Source organism: Nocardia nepalensis, from assembly GCF_048910785.1.
Taxonomy (GTDB): domain Bacteria; phylum Actinomycetota; class Actinomycetes; order Mycobacteriales; family Mycobacteriaceae; genus Nocardia; species Nocardia nepalensis.
Window position 1 is genome coordinate 102,638 of record NZ_JBKBET010000004.1, and the last position, 16,682, is coordinate 119,319.

Annotated in this window: 14 protein-coding genes and 1 tRNA gene; 9 read left to right on the plus strand and 6 right to left on the minus strand. The window is 65.7% G+C overall.

Annotated elements, in window-relative coordinates; all coding sequences use genetic code 11:
- The first annotated feature begins 199 nt into the window (after positions 1-199).
- Entirely contained in the window at positions 200-733 is a 534-nt protein-coding gene (locus ACHQ4I_RS03865) for a DUF4254 domain-containing protein (protein ID WP_420770268.1), read from the plus strand.
- On the opposite strand, the gene ACHQ4I_RS03870 is transcribed toward ACHQ4I_RS03865, so the two are convergent.
- Genes ACHQ4I_RS03870 through ACHQ4I_RS03880 form a run of 3 tightly spaced genes read right to left on the minus strand, consistent with a single transcriptional unit; the run spans position 734 to position 3,303 of the window.
- Positions 734-1,033 carry a hypothetical protein gene (locus ACHQ4I_RS03870; RefSeq protein WP_420770269.1) on the minus strand — a complete coding sequence of 100 codons (300 nt, stop codon included), beginning with the start codon at positions 1,031-1,033 and terminating at the stop codon, positions 734-736.
- 42 nt (positions 1,034-1,075) lie between these two features.
- The gene (locus tag ACHQ4I_RS03875; protein WP_420770270.1) at positions 1,076-2,224 is read right to left on the minus strand and encodes a fatty acid desaturase family protein; all 1,149 of its coding nucleotides are present in this window, start codon (positions 2,222-2,224) and stop codon (positions 1,076-1,078) included.
- Between the two features lie 20 nt (positions 2,225-2,244).
- The gene (locus tag ACHQ4I_RS03880) at positions 2,245-3,303 is read right to left on the minus strand and encodes a ferredoxin reductase (RefSeq protein ID WP_420770271.1); all 1,059 of its coding nucleotides are present in this window, start codon (positions 3,301-3,303) and stop codon (positions 2,245-2,247) included.
- Between the two features lie 264 nt (positions 3,304-3,567).
- Between ACHQ4I_RS03880 and ACHQ4I_RS03885 the strand changes: the two genes are divergently transcribed.
- The gene (locus ACHQ4I_RS03885; RefSeq protein WP_420770272.1) at positions 3,568-4,188 is read left to right on the plus strand and encodes a TetR family transcriptional regulator; all 621 of its coding nucleotides are present in this window, start codon (positions 3,568-3,570) and stop codon (positions 4,186-4,188) included.
- On the opposite strand, the gene ACHQ4I_RS03890 is transcribed toward ACHQ4I_RS03885, so the two are convergent.
- The gene (locus ACHQ4I_RS03890) at positions 4,185-5,513 is read right to left on the minus strand and encodes an MFS transporter (protein ID WP_420770354.1); all 1,329 of its coding nucleotides are present in this window, start codon (positions 5,511-5,513) and stop codon (positions 4,185-4,187) included. The genes ACHQ4I_RS03885 and ACHQ4I_RS03890 overlap by 4 nt on opposite strands.
- A 156-nt stretch (positions 5,514-5,669) precedes the next feature.
- On the opposite strand from ACHQ4I_RS03890, the gene ACHQ4I_RS03895 reads away from it, so the two are divergent.
- The 4 genes from ACHQ4I_RS03895 to lysA all read left to right on the plus strand — a co-directional run bounded on the left by ACHQ4I_RS03895 (position 5,670) and on the right by lysA (position 10,985).
- The gene (locus ACHQ4I_RS03895) at positions 5,670-6,251 is read left to right on the plus strand and encodes a PadR family transcriptional regulator (protein ID WP_420770273.1); all 582 of its coding nucleotides are present in this window, start codon (positions 5,670-5,672) and stop codon (positions 6,249-6,251) included.
- A complete protein-coding gene (locus ACHQ4I_RS03900) occupies positions 6,248-8,278 on the plus strand; it encodes an FAD-dependent oxidoreductase (protein WP_420770274.1) in 2,031 nt (676 codons plus the stop codon). The genes ACHQ4I_RS03895 and ACHQ4I_RS03900 overlap by 4 nt, the downstream gene beginning before the upstream one ends.
- A gap of 199 nt (positions 8,279-8,477) precedes the next feature.
- On the plus strand, positions 8,478-9,281 hold the full coding sequence (gene cmrA, locus ACHQ4I_RS03905; protein ID WP_420770275.1) for a mycolate reductase: 804 nt from the start codon (positions 8,478-8,480) through the stop codon (positions 9,279-9,281).
- Positions 9,282-9,641: 360 nt separating this feature from the next.
- Positions 9,642-10,985: a diaminopimelate decarboxylase gene (lysA, locus tag ACHQ4I_RS03910; protein ID WP_420770276.1), complete on the plus strand. Its 1,344-nt coding sequence runs from the start codon at positions 9,642-9,644 to the stop codon at positions 10,983-10,985.
- 87 nt (positions 10,986-11,072) lie between these two features.
- Here lysA and ACHQ4I_RS03915 read toward each other — a convergent pair whose 3' ends face one another.
- Positions 11,073-12,716 (minus strand): S8 family peptidase, encoded by a 1,644-nt coding sequence (locus tag ACHQ4I_RS03915; RefSeq protein WP_420770277.1) that lies wholly within the window; start codon positions 12,714-12,716, stop codon positions 11,073-11,075.
- Between the two features lie 145 nt (positions 12,717-12,861).
- A complete protein-coding gene (locus ACHQ4I_RS03920) occupies positions 12,862-14,697 on the minus strand; it encodes a helicase HerA-like domain-containing protein (protein WP_420770278.1) in 1,836 nt (611 codons plus the stop codon).
- 233 nt (positions 14,698-14,930) lie between these two features.
- On the opposite strand from ACHQ4I_RS03920, the gene orn reads away from it, so the two are divergent.
- From orn to ACHQ4I_RS03935, 3 genes are all read left to right on the plus strand, one after another.
- Positions 14,931-15,581, plus strand: a complete 651-nt coding sequence (gene orn / locus ACHQ4I_RS03925) for an oligoribonuclease (RefSeq protein WP_420770279.1) — start codon at positions 14,931-14,933, stop codon at positions 15,579-15,581.
- 55 nt (positions 15,582-15,636) lie between these two features.
- A tRNA-His gene (locus tag ACHQ4I_RS03930) sits at positions 15,637-15,712 on the plus strand.
- A gap of 371 nt (positions 15,713-16,083) precedes the next feature.
- The gene (locus ACHQ4I_RS03935; RefSeq protein WP_420770280.1) at positions 16,084-16,311 is read left to right on the plus strand and encodes a hypothetical protein; all 228 of its coding nucleotides are present in this window, start codon (positions 16,084-16,086) and stop codon (positions 16,309-16,311) included.
- Positions 16,312-16,682: the final 371 nt, after the last annotated feature.

The window sequence follows — 16,682 nt, forward strand, 5'->3', positions numbered from 1 at the left end:
TGAAAAGGTCCCGATTTTCTCGGGCCGTCTTCCTCATCGCATCGTCGCGGATTTCCCGGTTTCTTTGCCGTGCTGGTGGACTGTGTGGGGGGCGTCCGGGGTGCGGGGCTGCGCCGGAGCCGAGGGGTGCCCCTCCCCGAAATCCTCCTCGGCCCTGGCGCATCCAAACACATCAATCGTTACCGCAGGGGCGTGCACCATGCCTACCGAATACGCCGCAGACCGTATCGGAGCCGACGAGCTGCCATCGCCAGCGGCACTACTGCGCGCATTTCGCGAACCCGACGATCCGAATCAACACCGGCACTGTGTGCTGGCCACGGCACGCACGCTGGTCGAATGCCATGAACGCAGGAACAGCGCCTTGCGGGCGGCGCATGCGCCGGACGCGCCGAGCGGCTGCGTCGCACAGTGCCTACAGCGCGTCGACGATATCGACGCGCGCCGAACCGAACTTGTCGGCCGCATCGACAATTGGGTCGCGACCCATGTGCAGCACCGGACCGGCGCCTCGCTGCACACCGAGACCCTCGGCACCGTCATCGATCGCATGGCGGCGAAATGGGTTGCGGCACAATATGCTTTGGGTATGTCGACGCCGGTCGACCCGCATCCACTACCGCTGGACGATGACGCCCAGCTGCAGTGGAGCCGGTTGGCCGAGGCGGCCGACGGATACAAGGATCTGGTCACCGACGTGACCGAACACCGGCGCAGGCTGCCGGTGTGGTGATCACCGGGGGTTCTCGGCCTCCGGCTCGACCACCTCGGCCTCGACGAACGATGCGCTGGGCTCGACCTCCGCGTCATAGGACACATCGGCCCGGTCCCGGGAGGCGGCGCCCGTGAAATCGTCGTCGTCGACGAGTTCGTCGCCCCGTTGCGCCTCGGCATCTTTACGGGCGGCGGCTGCGGCCTCGTTCATCTCGATGGCGTCGGTGATCCACTCACCGATCTCCCGGGTGACCTCCGCGACGGTGCCGGTGATGATGCCGGCGATATTCCCGACGTGGCGCGCGCCCGAGGAAGTCAATTCTTGAATTAGATCCTTGTTACTTTCGAATTTCCCGATCATTCACACGCCCACTTCGGTTGCGTTCCGCTGTCGCATCACAATAACACCGGGCGTGGACTCCTTCCCGACCAAGAACGGCGGCAGCGCCAGCTTGAAAATCTTCAGCCAGACCGATCCGACTTGCTTACCCAGCGAACCGGTGTTGTACGGCAATCCGTACTTCTCACACAGTTCCCTGACCTCGGGCGCCATCTGCGGATAGCGGTTCGCGGGCAGATCCGGGAACAGGTGGTGTTCGATCTGGTGCGACAAATTGCCGGACATGATGTGGAACAGCTTGCCGCCGGTGATGTTGGCCGAGCCGAGCATCTGCCGGACGTACCACTCGCCGCGGGTCTCCTCGGCGGTCTCCTCTTCGGTGAACGTCTGTACGCCCGTAGGGAAGTGGCCGCAGAAGATGATGGAGAAGGCCCAGAGGTTGCGCACCAGATTCGCGGCGGCGTTCCCGGCGAGCGTGCTGATGAACAGCGGACCGGTCAGCGCAGGGAAGATGAGGTAGTCCTTGAGCACCTGCCGACCGGCCTTGCGCCACTGACCCTTCAGCAATCGCTTGACTTCCGACCAGCTCTTCTTGCCCCGGATGATGTTCTCCGCCTCCAGGTCATGGCCCATCACGCCCCATTCGAACAGCACCATCAGCGCAAAGGCGTAGAGCGGCTGCCCGAGTCGCAGCAGATTCCACTTCTGGGCCTCGTCCATGCGCAGGATGCTGTAGCCGATATCGCGGTCCATGCCGTGGATATTGGTGTAGGTGTGGTGCATGTAGTTGTGCGAATGCTTCCACTGATCCGCCGGGCAGACCGTATCCCATTCGAACTCACGGGAATTCAGGCCGCGCTCACGCATCCAGTCGTACTGGCCGTGCATGACATTGTGGCCGATCTCCATATTGTCCAGGATCTTCGACACACTCAGCGCGCCGACGGCGGCCAGCCAGAACGGCGGCAGGAAGCCGAGATACATCAGGCCGCGACCGGCGACCTCGAAACCGCGCTGCGCCTTGATGATCGAGTAGATGTACGCACGGTCGCTGTCGCCGAGGTCGGCGACAATGCGGGCGCGCAGGTCATCCAGGGCCCGGCCGAGTTCTTCGACCTGGTCCGGGGTCAGTACCAGCGGGCCGTCTTGCGTTTCGGTCAAAATTGTCATTGCTGTGGTCCCCTTGTTTGTCAGATATCGATCTCGACGTCGCCGACGGGCGCGTTGACGCAGAGCTGGATGGGCTGGTCCGGATCGCTGTCGATTTCGCCGGTGCGCACATTGCGGGTGCAGCCAGTGCGCCGAACCGCGGTGCAGGAGAAGCAGATGCCCATCCGGCAGCCGTATTCCGGGGTCAGGCCAGCGGCCTCGGCCTGCTCCAGCAGGACCGCGCCGTTGTTCTCGGCGGTCTTTCCGGTGGCCGAGAAGCTGACCGTGCCGAAGGCCTCGTCCGCGTCGACGGGTTTCGTGGACAGGGTGAACTCCTCGGCGTGCAGCCGGTGCTCGAGCTGCTCGGCCTCGAAGATCTTGCGCACCGCGTCCATCAGGCCCTGCGGGCCGCAGACATAGGTCTCGCCGTCGGCGAACCACGGCGCGATGCGTTCGAGCTGGTCGTAGTCGAAATAGCCGGAGCCGTCACCGGGATGGCACACTTCGATGCGGAAGTTCTTGTGCGCCTGCTCGATCGCCTCCAGCTCCGCGCGATGCGGCACCGAGTCCGGCGATTTCGCGTAATGCAGGAAGGCGAGTTCGCCCGGGTAGCCCTCCTCCGCCAGGGTGCGCAGCATGGACAGCACCGGCGTGATGCCACTGCCGCCGCTGATCAGCAGCACCCGTTCGGGGCGCGGCTCGGGCAGTCGGAAGACGCCGTCAGCGGGTTCCAGGGTGACGACCATGCCCGGCACGGCGTTGCGGTACAGGTACTGCGAGACCAGTCCGCCCGGATGCGCCTTGACCGTCAGTTCGATGTGCCGGTCGCGCCGGGCCTCCGGATTCACCGGCGAGTAGCACCTGGTGTGCCGGATGCCGTCGATCACGACGCCGATCTGCACATACTGCCCGGCGCAATGGCCACGCCACTGCCGGGTGGGACGCAGGGTGAGCGTCACCGATCCCGGCACCGAACGACGGACGTGGGTGATCTCCGCGCGGAGCTCCCGAGCCGTCAGCGTCGGGCGGACGAGTTCCAGGTAGCGGTCGAGTGGATGTGGGGTGGTCAGGGTTTGCACCAGGTCGAGAAGTCCCACCATGCGGTTCTCCAATTCAATGCGCGGCGCGCGGGTCCTGGCGTGGTCGCGCAGGCTGCCGCTTGCGGACCCTGAGCTCACGCCGCGGGATGCCTCTGTTTGTCGGGCTGCGGCGTGCTCCTGAATCTCTTCGATGAGATTTCAGTGCACGCCTGTACACTCAATAAGTGTGACTGATGGACCCGGTCCAGTGTCAACCAGCAATTGATGTGACCCGAACTACATCCTTGGAACGGACGAATGGTGAACGGCTGTATGCTCACTGTGATGACCGAGACCGCAGCTACCCGGGGAGAACGCAAGGAGCGCACCAGGCAGGCCCTGCTCGACGGCACACTCGCACTGGCCGCCGAGCGCGGCTTCGGTGCGCTGAGCCTGCGTGAAATCGCCCGTTCCGCGGGCATTGTGCCGACCGCGTTCTATCGGCATTTCTCCTCACTCGACGATCTCGGCGCGACCCTGGTCGACGAGGGCATCCGCGCGCTGCGCCTGGCTCTGCGCCAATTGCGCCGCACGCCCGATGCCCGTCTTTCGGAGACCGTGCGGTTTGTCTTCGATCAGGTCGCCACCAAGCGCGCGCTGTTCGGCTTCATCACCCGCGAACGCCGCGGCGGTTCGGCCGCCCTGCAGCACGCCATCGCGCTCGAGCTCCAATTGATCGTCCGCGAACTGGTCGTCGACCTCTCCCGCATTCCGGACCTGGACTCGTGGTCGCCCGAAGACCTGGAACTGGCCGCCGACCTGATCGTCTCCACGGTCGCCGATTGCATCGCCGACTACGTGGCCGCCACCCCGCGTGACCAACCCGCCATCATCGACCGCACCATCCGCCAGGTCCGCCTCATCGCCCTCGGCATGGCCGCCTGGTGGCCCGCGAAGGACCGTTAGGCGACGGTCCGGTCCGGCCCGCGGACCGGCAGCAAGGCCGCCAAGCCGAGGGCGAGGACCGCGAGGATGCCGACGATGCCCGCACGGTCGGCGTCGAAGGCCCAGACGAAGAAGCCGAAAAGGGCTGGGGCGAGGAAGGATACGGCGCGACCGGTGGTGGTGTAGAGGCCGAACATCTGGCCTTCGCGCCCGGGTGGGGCCAGCCGGGTGAGGAAGGATCGGGCCGCGGATTGGGCGGGGCCGACGAAGATGGTGAGCAGTAGACCGAAGACCCAGAACATCACCGGACCGGAGACGATCAACAGCGCGATGCCGCAGATCACCATGGCGATCAGCGAGACGACGATCACGATCTTCGGGCCGACCCGGTCGTCGAATCGGCCCGCGGTGACCGCACCGAGCGCAGCGACGACATTCGCGGCAATGCCGAACAGCAGCACATCGGAATCGGCGATGCCGTAGACGCGCACGGCCAGGATCGCACCGAAGGTGAACACCCCGGCCAGCCCGTCCCGGAAGATCGCACTGGCGACCAGGAAGCCGACGGTGCGCCGATCGACGGCCCAGAGTTCGCGCAGATCCCGCCACAGCACCCGGTAGGAGCCGAAGAATCCGGCCTTCGCCGCACCCGGATCGGCATTGGTGCGCGGCAATTCGGGCACAACCAACAACACCGGCAGCGCGAAGGCCGCGAACCAGACCGCCGCCAGCATCGCGACCAACCGGATATTCGTCCCGTCATCGATGGGCACGCCGAGCAGGCCGCGGTTGTCACCGTGACCGGAGATGAAGCCGAAATAGCTGATCAGCAGGATGAAGATGCCGCCGAAATAGCCCATGGACCAGCCGAATCCGGAGACCCGGCCGACATCGGCCGGTGTGGAGACCTGACGCAGCATCGCGTTGTAGGGCACACCGGCCAATTCAAAGAACGCCGAGCCCAGGCCGAGCAGGACCAGACCTAGCCAGAAGTACCGGTAATCGTCGTGCACGAAGAACATCAGCGCCATCGACAGGATGGTCAGCGTGGTCAATACGCCCAGGGAGCCTTTACGTTTCGCGCTCGCGTCGAAGTGCTGCCCGCTGATCGGCGCGGTGAGCGCGACCACGAAACCGGCGATGCCGAGCGCCCAACCCAGCCATGCGCTCGGTGACACCCCGCCAGGCAGATCGTCGCCGACCTTATCGGTCAGATAAACCGAGAAGACGAAGGTCAGGATCACGGCGTTGAACGCCGAGGAACCCCAATCCCACAACCCCCACGCCACCACTTGCCCGCGCCCGGCGGCCTGTCCGACGGTCGCCCGCGCGTCCAACTCCGGCACATCCGTCACCCGGCCACCACTCTCATCGAATCGCGGCGCGATGCCGCCTCATGGGGCGCAGCCTAATGCGGATCCCGTCGGCAGGCGGCCCAACGGTCGAACCGGTCTACTATGCACTCAGTTGCATAGTACTGGGTGTAACGATAACCTTGCGCCATGGCCCTCGAACATGCGCTGCTGGTATCGCTGACCGAGCGCGCCGGTTCGGGTTACGAGCTGGCGCGCCGCTTCGACAAGTCCATCGGCTTCTTCTGGCGCGCCACCCACCAGCAGATCTACCGCGTGCTCAAGCGCATGGAGGAATCCGGCTGGTTGAGCAGCGAGACAGTGGCCCAGGAGGGCAGGCCCGATAAGAAGGTCTATTCGGTGAACGAGGCGGGCCGCGCCGAACTCGCGCGCTGGATCGCCGCGCCGAGCGATACCGATGTGCCGCGCAACGAACTCGGCGTGAAGATCCGCGCCGCCGCGCACGGCGATATCGGCGCGCTCTGCGTCGAGGTCGCCCGCCATCGCGATCAGCACAACCAGCGCTTGGAGCTGTTCGGGCTCATCGAGAAGCGTGACTTCCCGGCACCGGATCAGCTCTCCGGCACCCCGCTGCACCAGTACCTCGTGCTGCGCGCGGGCATCCGCGTGGAATCCGGATTCGTCGAATGGTGCGACGAAGTACTGCAAGCCCTGCAACCGACGGCGACAGCCCCGCACGCGGACCCGAAGAAAGGTGAGACTCAGCGATGAGTTCGTTCCCCCATCTTTTCGAGCCCCTCGATCTCGGCTTCACCACACTGCGCAATCGCGTGATCATGGGGTCGATGCATACCGGTCTGGAGGATCGCGCCTGGGATACCAACCGGCTCGCCGCCTATTTCGCCGAACGCGCCCGCGGCGGTGTGGGTCTCATCATTACCGGCGGTTACGCCCCGAACCGCACCGGCTGGCTGTTGCCGTTCGGCGCGAAGCTGACCAATAAGACCGAGGCCTACCGGCACCGGGTGATCACCAAGGCCGTGCACAAGGAGGGTGGCAAGATCGCCATCCAGATCCTGCACGCGGGCCGCTATTCCTATATGCCGGGCAGTGTTTCGGCGTCCTCGATCAAGGCCCCGATCAACCCGTTCCGGCCGCGCAAGCTGTCGGCGCGCGGCATCGAGCAGACCATCGAGGACTATGCCCGCTGCGCGAAGCTCGCCCAGTTCGCCGGCTATGACGGCTGCGAAATCATGGGCGGTGAAGGCTATTTCATCAATCAGTTTCTCGCGCCGCGGACCAATAAGCGCACCGACAAGTGGGGTGGCTCGGCGCAGAACCGGCGCCGGATCGCGGTGGAGATCGTGCGCCGCACCCGCGCCGCGGTGGGCCCGAACTTCATCATCGTGTTCCGGTTGTCCATGGCCGAATTGGTCGAGAAGGGTCAGACCTTCGATGAAATCGTCGCGCTGGCAAAGGAACTCGAAGCAGCGGGCGCGAGCATTCTGAATACCGATATCGGCTGGCACGAGGCGCGCGTCCCGACCATCGTGACCTCGGTGCCGCGGGCGGCCTTCGTAGAGTTCACCGCGAAGATCACCGAACAGGTCGACATCCCGGTCTGTGCCTCCAACCGGATCAATATGCCCGAGATCGCCGAGGAAATCCTGACTCGCGGTGACGCGCAGCTGGTTTCGCTGGCCCGGCCGTTCCTCACCGATCCGGAATGGGTCAACAAGGCGGCGACGAACCGGGTCGACGAGATCAACACCTGCATTGCCTGCAACCAGGCTTGCCTGGACCACGCCTTCCAGCACAAGACCGTGTCCTGCCTGCTGAATCCGCGCGCGGGCCACGAGACCGTGCTGAAGCTGCTCCCGACTAGGCGGACCAAGCGCGTCGCGGTCGTCGGCGCGGGCCCGGCCGGACTCTCGGCGGCGGTCAACCTCGCCGAACGCGGCCACCGGGTCGACCTTTTCGAGGCCGATGACAAGATCGGCGGGCAATTCGATATCGCCCGCCGCATTCCGGGCAAGGAAGAGTTCAATGAGTCGATCCGCTACTACACCAGGATGCTCGAGGTCTCCGGCGTGACCGTGCACCTGAACAAGCGGGTCACCGCGGTGGAGCTGATCGAGGGGAACTACGACGAAATCGTGCTGGCGACCGGTGTGCGCCCGCGCATTCCGAACATTCCGGGCATCGACCACCCGATGGTGCTCTCCTACGCCGAACTGGTGCGCGAGGAGCGCCCCGTAGGCAAGCGCGTCGCCGTCATCGGCGCGGGCGGCATCGGCTACGACGTGAGCGAATTCCTCACCGTCGAAGGACATCCCACACTCAAGCTGGACGAGTGGAAGGAAGAGTGGGGCGTCGACTCCGCAGACGAACAGGCCCCCGGCCAACTCACCGAGCCCAAACCCGCCCCCGCCGCACGTGAAGTCGTACTGCTGCAACGCAAGTCGACCCCTTTCGGCAAGGACCTCGGCAAGACCTCCGGCTGGGTGCACCGCGCCGCTCTCAAGGCCAAGGGCGTCGAGCACGTCGGCGGCGTCAACTACGAGCGCATCGACGACAACGGCCTACACATCAGCTTCGGCGAGAAACGCCACCGCCCCCAACTGATCCCGGTCGACAACGTAATCATCTGCGCAGGCCAGGAATCCGTACGCGAACTCGAAGAACCGCTGCGCGCCGCAGGCGCCAACATCCACCTGATCGGCGGCGCCGACCTGGCCGCAGAGCTCGACGCCAAGCGCGCAATCGACCAGGGCACCCGCCTAGCGGCACGCCTGTAGGCCTCCACCCACTCCGGCTGCCTGCCGAGCGTAGTGATTTGATCCGGCAGTCGAATGTGGCGTGGCCAACCACCATTCGACTGCGTTCGACGGAACTCCCCCGGACCCAACGCTCGGTACAGCAGAAGCTCTGTGGACACGGCACTGGGATCCCGGTCCGGTGTCGGGTGTGCTCGCGTCCTTCCCCTAGGCTCCACTCGTGAGCCTGCCCTCCCCTACCTCCGAGAATCGCGCGGTCGTCACCGGTGCCTCCTCCGGCATCGGCACCGCGCTGGCCGCCGAACTCGCCGCACGCGGCTACTCGTTGATCCTGGTCGCGCGGCGCGGTGAGGTGCTGACCGAACTCGCGCAGCGGCTGACGCTGGCGCACGGCATCACCGCCGAGGTGCGGGCGGTGGATCTGTCCGATCGCACCGCACGTGGTGCGCTGGTCGAGGAGTTGGCCGCCCGCAATATCTCGATCCTCTGCAATAACGCGGGCATCGCCACCTTCGGCGCCGTCGCCGAACTGGACCCGGCCTACGAGCGCGCCCAGATGGAGCTCAATGCCGTCGCGGTGCACGACCTCACGCTGGCCGTGCTGCCCGGCATGATCGCCAGGGGCGGGGGCGGCATCCTGATCAGCGGCTCGGCGGCGGGCAATATGCCGATCCCGAACAATGCGACCTACGCGGCGAGCAAGGCCTTCGCCAATACCTTCTCCGAATCGCTGCGCGGCGAACTCAAAGACTCCGGCGTACACGTCACCCTGCTCGCCCCCGGCCCGGTACGCACCGAAACCCCCGACCCGGCCGACGCCTCCATCGTCGACCGCATGGTCCCCGACTTCATGTGGGTCACTTCCGAATACACCGCCAAGATCTCCATCGACGCCCTGGCCCGCAACAAGATGCGCGTAGTCCCCGGCCTGATCAGCAAGGGCATGAGCGTCGCCGGCCAATACGGCCCCCGCTCCCTCACCGCCCCGATCGCCGGTGCGTTCTACAAGAAACTCGGCGGCTGAAGCTCCGGGCCACCACCATCGGGCACGGCTGGAGGCAGGGCCCTTGCACACGGCCCCTTGTACACGGCCCCACAGCGTGACCGCGACGACCCGCTCCCCACTACGCCGATCGTCGATGCGTTCTAGCAGAACCCGGCCGGCCCGCCGAACCATGGACCAGCGGTAACGCCGGATCCGGTCCCGGCTCAGCTCGCGTGCGGGCCGCGCCACGGGTTATAGCGGGTTCGGTCAGCAACCCGTCAGGAACCTGTTGCGACCCGTCAAGGTTCCGTCAGCATTTCCCATGATCAACAGGAAGCGGCGTAGTCCTGGAATCGGCCCCGCATGCGGAGAAAGCGGGGGCACACCCAGGAGAACCACGTGACGCTGCTCGAAATCTTCCCGTCGTTGCAATCGGGAATGGCTTCGCGCCTCGACGCCGCGGTCTGGCCGCGGGATACCCATTACGACGGCGACGGCAGAATCACCCTCGGCGGGGTCGCCCTCGCCGATATCGCCGACCAGTACGGCACCGCCACCTACGTGCTCGACGAGCAGGAGGTGCGCGCCCGCTGCCGCGCCTACAAGAAGGTCTTCCCGGAGGCCGAGATCATCTACGCGGGTAAGGCGCTGATGATTCGCGCGGTCGCGCAATGGGTTACCCAGGAAGGACTTTCGATTGACGTCTGCTCGGCCGGCGAGCTGGCCATCGCACTCGCGGCCGGTGTCGATCCGAAGCGAATCGTCCTGCACGGCAACGGTAAGTCCTACGATGAGCTCGATGCCGCCGTCCGCTGCGGCGTCGGCCGGATCGTGGTCGACTCGCTGACCGAGATCACCCTGCTCTCCACACTGACAACCCGCCCGCAGCAGGTGTTGCTGCGGCTGTCCCCCGGCATAGATGTGCACGGACATCCGGCCGTGAAAACCGGTGTGCTGGATCAGAAATTCGGCTTCCCGCTCGGCAGCGCGATGGCCACCGAGGCGATCGAACGCGTGCTGCGCCAGCCGAATCTCGAGCTGATCGGCTTCCACTGCCACCTCGGTTCGCAGATCTACGATCCGGATAATTACGGCGAGGCGGTGCGCCGGATTGTCGGCGAAATGGCCAGGGTCCGACAGGATTACGGCCGCATCCTCACCGATCTCGACCTCGGCGGCGGGCATGCGATCGCCTACCGCAGCGGCGACGCCGAGATGAATCTGACCGAACTCGCCGACATCATCGAAGACGCCCTCGACGCGGCCTGCGCCCGGCACCACTTCCCGCGCCCGAATATCGCCATGGAACCCGGTCGCGCGATCGTGGCGCGCGCCGGGGTCACGCTGTATCGGGTGCTGTCGGTCAAGCACATCGACGGCGGACGGACCTACGTCACCGTCGACGGCGGCATGGGCGATAACGCCCGCGTCGCGCTATACGGCGCGAATTACGAAGTGGTCGTTGCCAATCGGCATCCCTGTGGCCCACAGATCACCGCAACGGTGGCCGGTCGCTACTGCGAGGCGGGCGATCTGCTGGCCACCGATATCCGCCTCCCCGCCGACCTGCGCCCGGGCGAGGTGCTGGCGGTGCCGTGCACCGGCGCGTACCACCACAGCCTCGCATCGTCCTATAACAGTGTCGGCCGCCCACCGGTCATCGCGGTGCACGACGGTCGCGCTCGCCAACTGGTCCGCCGCGAAACCACCGCCGATCTGCTCGCCCGCGATATCGGCGACTGACCTGCCGACAGCCCCATACACACCATGCCCCCTGGCCGGGAGCAGCGCGGCGACGGCATTGCGCGACGCCGCAGCATGACCTGACGCTCAGTTCGGTCCCCGCTTCTTCTTCGCGGTCTGCACCGCGGTGAGCGCGTTGAGACGGCCGAAACCGTATTTGACGCTGTGCCCGTCCGCGCCGTACGCGCCGTGCTGCGGATCGATCATGTCGCACGACTGCCTCAACAGGTCCTTGACCTCTTTCGACGCCAGATCCGGGTGCACGGACAACACCAATGCCACAACGCCGGCCGCCCCCGGACACGCACTGGAGGTGCCGCCGAAGCTATTGGTGAAGTTTCCGGCGGCGTCGCCGTCGTCGGTGGTGCCGACGTTGTATCCGGCGGTCCCGCGCCGATCCACGGTCCAGATGCCGGGTGTCAGGGCGTCGGGATGTTGGAACGGCGGATGACCGAAGTCGCTGCTCGGGAACGCGCACCACACCGCCTTGCCGAAATCGCTATAGACACTGCGTTTTCCGGTGTCGTTGCAGGCCGCGACCGCGATAACCTTCGGGAAGCTCGCGTAGCCGTCGTTATCGACGGACTCGTTGCCATTGCCCGCCGCGAACAGCACGACGCACCCCTTGCCATTGCGGCCGTTGGTCACCGCGTGTTCGATCGCCAATCGGGTACTGGCCGGCAGCGGCACCACCTGATTGTGTGCCGGATCCTCCGGCCGGAACCAGAGGCCGTCGGCCGGACCCCAACTGCACGAGATGACATCGGCGCCGTGCTCGGCGGCCCACTGGAAGGCTCGCGCCTCCGCCTGTGATCCCAGTTGTGACGCGAGCCGAATCGGCATCAGCCGGGCCTCGGGAGCAACGCCGGAGGCACCGAGCGTGCCGTTGGCGCAGGCGACACCCGCGCATGCGGTGCCGTGATTATCGCCGTCCCGGGGTCCGGTCCCCTGCGTATCGCGCGGGCGCGGATCGCTGGTCTGCAAGGTCGCGTCGCGCGGTGCGACCACCTTGCCCGCCCCGGCGAATTCCGGATGGTCGATATCGACGCCGTCGTCGATGAGCGCGATCGTCACCCCGGCGCCGCGGGTAACCTCATGGGCGGCTTCCACATTCGCGTGCGCGTTGATCTCGACGCCGCCGATTGTGGTCGGCTTCAGATGCCACTGCTGCGGGAAGATCGACTTGCGGGCGCGACGGCGGATCAGCTCGGGATGGCAATACTCGACATCGTCGCGGCTCAGCAGCCCATTCGCGATATCGAACACCTGCTGTCCGGTCCCCTCGGCCGCGGCGGTGAAGTACGCGTTGGTCGCATAGGTGACCGTTTCCTTGATCCGCAGACCAGCCTCGTCGAGCACCCTCAGACACTGCTCGGGCTCGGTATCGTCGGTGAACTTCACGAAGATGTTCTCGGTGTACAGCACCGGCTCGTTGCTCACCGGATCGACGAGCACATGACCGGCGAAACGCACCTCCGGCGCGGCGGCCAGCACCGACTTGCGCGCGGCGACCGACCGCGAATCCGGCGGCACCCGATACACCTGGACGCCCGCCTCCGGATAGGACAGCACGAGCGCCGCGTCATCCAGTTCCCCGCTCAGCGGCGTGCGGACCGACCCGATGGAGCGCGGAATCGGACGTCTGTTCTCGGTCCGGACCGCGATCAGGTCCGGACTTTGTTCCAATTCGAAACCGGGATCATTCTTGGTCCCGAAGTTTGCGGTAGGCATGACCACTCCTTATCTGTCACTGCCCGAACACCACCATAAAATTAGCGCTGACCTGCGGCGATGTATCGAGTATCGACTTACTCGAAAATGACCGGACCCGCCGCCGAGTGGTCGGCGGTCCGAATTTCGGACTCGAGTAGCGCGCTCAGCGCCTGCGAGTGCCGAAGATGGTGCGGCTGATCTCACGACCCGCGGCCGCGGCCGCCGAGCGCAGGAAGCTCTTCACCGCCGGATTCTTCATGATGCGCTCGGCCGCGGACTCCTCCTCGTGAGTCGCCTTCGAGGAACGCCCCGGCGCCGGAGCCACCTCCGGTTCTTGTTGCGCCGCAGCGACCTTCGCGGCCAGGAGCTCGTAGGCCGACTCTCGGTCGATGGTCTGGCCGTACTTGGCCGATAGCGCGCTGGACAGCGCCCGCGACTTGATCTGCTCATCGCCGATGGTGTTCATCAGCGAGCGCGGTGGCTGAATTCTGGTCCACGCCACGGGAGTCGGAGCGCCCTGCTCCGAGAGCACCGTCACGATCGCCTCACCGGTGCCCAGTGAGGTGAGCGCCTTCTCCAGGTCATAGGCACCGGTCTTCGGGTAGGTGCGCACCGTCTTGGACAGCGCCTTCTGATCGTCGGGGGTGAAGGCGCGCAACGCGTGCTGGATGCGCGCACCTAGTTGGGAGAGAACAGGATTCGGGATATCGGTGGGCAGCTGGGTGCAGAAGAAGACGCCGACGCCCTTGGAGCGGATCAGCTTGACCGTCTGCTCCACCTGCTCGAGGAATGCCTTCGATGCGTCGGCGAACAGCAGGTGCGCCTCGTCGAAAATGAAGACCAGCTCGGGCTTCTCCACGTCACCGACCTCGGGCAGGGTCTGGAACAGATCGGCGAGCACCCACATCAGGAAGGTGGAGAACATCACCGGACGGGCCGCCTGCGCGCCGAGTTCGAACAGCGTGATCACGCCCTGGCCGCCCTCGGTGCGCAGCAGATCCGCCGGATCCAATTCCGGCTCACCGAAGAATGTGTCGCCGCCGTCGGCCTCGAGATTCACCAGGGCGCGCAGGATGACACCCGCGGTCGCCGCCGAGACCCCGCCGATGCCCTGGAGGTCTTGCTTGCCCTGCGGACTGGTGAGATGGGTGATGACCGCGCGCAGATCCTTCAGATCCAGCAGACCCAGCCCCGCCTTGTCCGCCCAGTGGAAGATCAGCCCGAGCGTGGATTCCTGAGTCTCGTTGAGACCCAGCACCTTACTGAGCAACACCGGTCCGAATGCGGTGATGGTCGCGCGGATCGGCACCCCGACCCCGCCGGTACCGAGCGAGACGAATTCGGTCGGATAACCGGTCGGCGCCCAGTCCGCCGCACCGGTTTCGGCCGCCCTGGCGCTCAGCTTGTCATTCGCCTGACCCGGCTGTGCGAGCCCCGACAGGTCGCCCTTGATATCGGCGAGCACCACGGGCACCCCGGCCCGCGAGAGCTGTTCGGCGATGCCCTGCAATGTCTTCGTCTTACCGGTACCCGTCGCACCGGCGACCAGACCGTGCCGATTCATGGTGCGCATCGGAATCCGCACGCGTGCGGTCGAATCGACGGCACCGTCGATGACAATCGTGCCCAGCTCCAGCGCGGCCCCGTCGAACGCATATCCGGCGGCGATCTCCTGCGCCGCCGATTGTCCTGCGGCCTTGGCGGTTTCGTTCGCCGCTGCCTTAGCGGTTTCCGCCGCGGCGGCGCTGGCGGCCGCGGTCTCGGCCGTCGTGGCGACCTTCGATTGTGCGGCCCGGGCCTGTGCCACCGCATTCGCCGCATTCGGATCGGCGGTCGCGGCCGCCGCCTGCTGTTCGGCCAACTCACGTTCTGCGTCCTCGGCGACGCGCGCCGCCTCCTCGGCCGCCTTCCTGGCCGCGACCACCTTCTCCTGAGGGGTGGGCCCATCCGTCTCGCGGCCACCACCCCCCATCGAATCGCTTCGCGATCCTGCATTCATCGCGCGTCCTCCGTCTGGTCTGACCGTGACTGCTTCCGCAGTGTTAGCTGTCGTGCCGAAAACGCATACGCCGATCTCCGCAAACTCTATCGCCGCCGCCACCCATCGAGAGTGCTCAACCCGCAGCGCATGCGATGAAGTCGCCAGTCGCGGACGCTCGGACGCCGGACATCGGGGAGCCGCGAAACCCGATGCCGCAGGCTTCGTCGGCAAACCCGGCTAATGTTGCCGGGGTGTCCGACAAATACGTGGTGTGGATGGATTGCGAGATGACCGGCCTGCGCCTGGACAGCGACAAGCTGATCGAGGTGGCCGCGCTCGTGACCGACAGCGACCTCAACATTCTCGGTGAGGGCGTGGATATCGTCATCCACGCCGACGACGCGGCCCTGACCGCCATGCCGCAGGTGGTCGCCGATATGCACGCGCGCTCCGGCCTCACCGACGAGGTGCGCCGCTCCACCGTCACCCTCGCCGAGGCCGAAAAACAGATACTCGACTACATCCGCGAGTACGCCCCGACCGCGGGCACGGTCCCGCTCGCGGGCAATTCGATCGCAACCGACCGTGGCTTCATCGCCCGCGATATGCCCGCTCTCGATGCGCATCTGCACTACCGGATGATCGATGTGAGCTCCATCAAGGAGCTATGCCGCCGCTGGTACCCGCGCATCTACTTCGGCCAGCCGGAGAAGGGTCTCACCCACCGCGCCCTTGCCGATATCAAGGAATCCATCCGCGAGCTCGAGTACTACCGCCGCACCGCGTTCGTCCCCGCACCCGGCCCGTCGACCACGGAGATCGCCGCCGTCGCGACCGAACTGAGCGGGATCGAGAAGGGCGCCGCCACGGCCGGACAAAACGGCACGTCAGAAACCGATTAGGGAGTCGAGGGGTTGACACGCTAATATCTACCGCGCTGGTCATTAACCGGCGATGGTGAGTGTAGTTCAGTTGGTAGAGCACCAGGTTGTGATCCTGGCTGTCGCGGGTTCGAGTCCCGTCACTCACCCCAGCGTTACAGTGTGCGAACCGTCCCTCTGGGGCGGTTCGCACACTATGACCAGCGAATTCTTCGCCGTCAACGTTATCGTTCACCAGGATCCGGAAGACCGGGACCAGTCGGTCTGGGGTCAGTGATCATTACCTGGGCTACCAACTCCTCGATCGACGCCGTCGCTTCATTGGGCGATCCCGTGTGAATTACGTCACGTATACGGCTGATCGCGGCCCGTCGCCCGAGTCCCAACCATCGTGCGCAGCACCCAGGCTCTCCTGGTAGCCCCGCGACGCTCTTGACCTCCCCGTACCACGAGGGTTTCACCGAAAGCCGGCGGCTTTCCACCCGCAAGTGCGGCGGGGCGCATCGAGTGAAAAGAGCGCAGAATGGGAAACAGAAAGGTCGTCATGCGAGCGATACAGGGCCTGCTCAACTTGCTGTTGGGGATCGTGACGGCCGTGCTCGGCACGGTAGTCGGGTTGCTCGCGGCTGTGGTGTGGATCCTCGGTGCGGTGTTGTGCGCGACGATCCTCCTGATTCCGCTGGGGCTTCCCGTCATCAAGCTCGGCAGCCGTCTGTTCGACCTTGCTCGACAGCTGATGCATCTACCCTGACGCACCTCCCAGACGCAGCGCAGCTCGTAGGTACAGCACAACCAGGCCGACGGCGTTCACGCCGCAGCAGCCCTTCCCCGCCCTATATCGAATGACGATGTCGGCCCGCGGAACTTCCCACCGGCGCGTTCACCGATCGGATTTCAGCCTCCGGTGGCTCGCCTACCTGCAGTCCGAGTTCCGGTTCGGGCCATACGGCCAGGTCGGTCAGCCAGGCAGGGCTGGTTGACCACCCTCCCGCAGGGGCCGATGGCCAGATAAGAGCGCACTCCTGGGAGTGAGCCCCTGCGGAGACAGGTCATCACATGTGAGGCGCATCACCAGCTCTCGCCTTGTCATATACCCCCCTGGGGTATTACCTTTCAATCTGT

Coding starts and splice junctions, on each gene's coding strand:
- ACHQ4I_RS03865 (WP_420770268.1), top strand. CDS start 200: ATGCCTACCGAATACGCCGCAGACCGTATCGGAGCCGACGAGCTGCCA.
- ACHQ4I_RS03875 (WP_420770270.1), bottom strand. CDS start 2,224: ATGACAATTTTGACCGAAACGCAAGACGGCCCGCTGGTACTGACCCCG.
- ACHQ4I_RS03880 (WP_420770271.1), bottom strand. CDS start 3,303: ATGGTGGGACTTCTCGACCTGGTGCAAACCCTGACCACCCCACATCCA.
- ACHQ4I_RS03885 (WP_420770272.1), top strand. CDS start 3,568: ATGACCGAGACCGCAGCTACCCGGGGAGAACGCAAGGAGCGCACCAGG.
- ACHQ4I_RS03895 (WP_420770273.1), top strand. CDS start 5,670: ATGGCCCTCGAACATGCGCTGCTGGTATCGCTGACCGAGCGCGCCGGT.
- ACHQ4I_RS03900 (WP_420770274.1), top strand. CDS start 6,248: ATGAGTTCGTTCCCCCATCTTTTCGAGCCCCTCGATCTCGGCTTCACC.
- ACHQ4I_RS03915 (WP_420770277.1), bottom strand. CDS start 12,716: ATGCCTACCGCAAACTTCGGGACCAAGAATGATCCCGGTTTCGAATTG.
- ACHQ4I_RS03920 (WP_420770278.1), bottom strand. CDS start 14,697: ATGAATGCAGGATCGCGAAGCGATTCGATGGGGGGTGGTGGCCGCGAG.
- ACHQ4I_RS03935 (WP_420770280.1), top strand. CDS start 16,084: ATGGGAAACAGAAAGGTCGTCATGCGAGCGATACAGGGCCTGCTCAAC.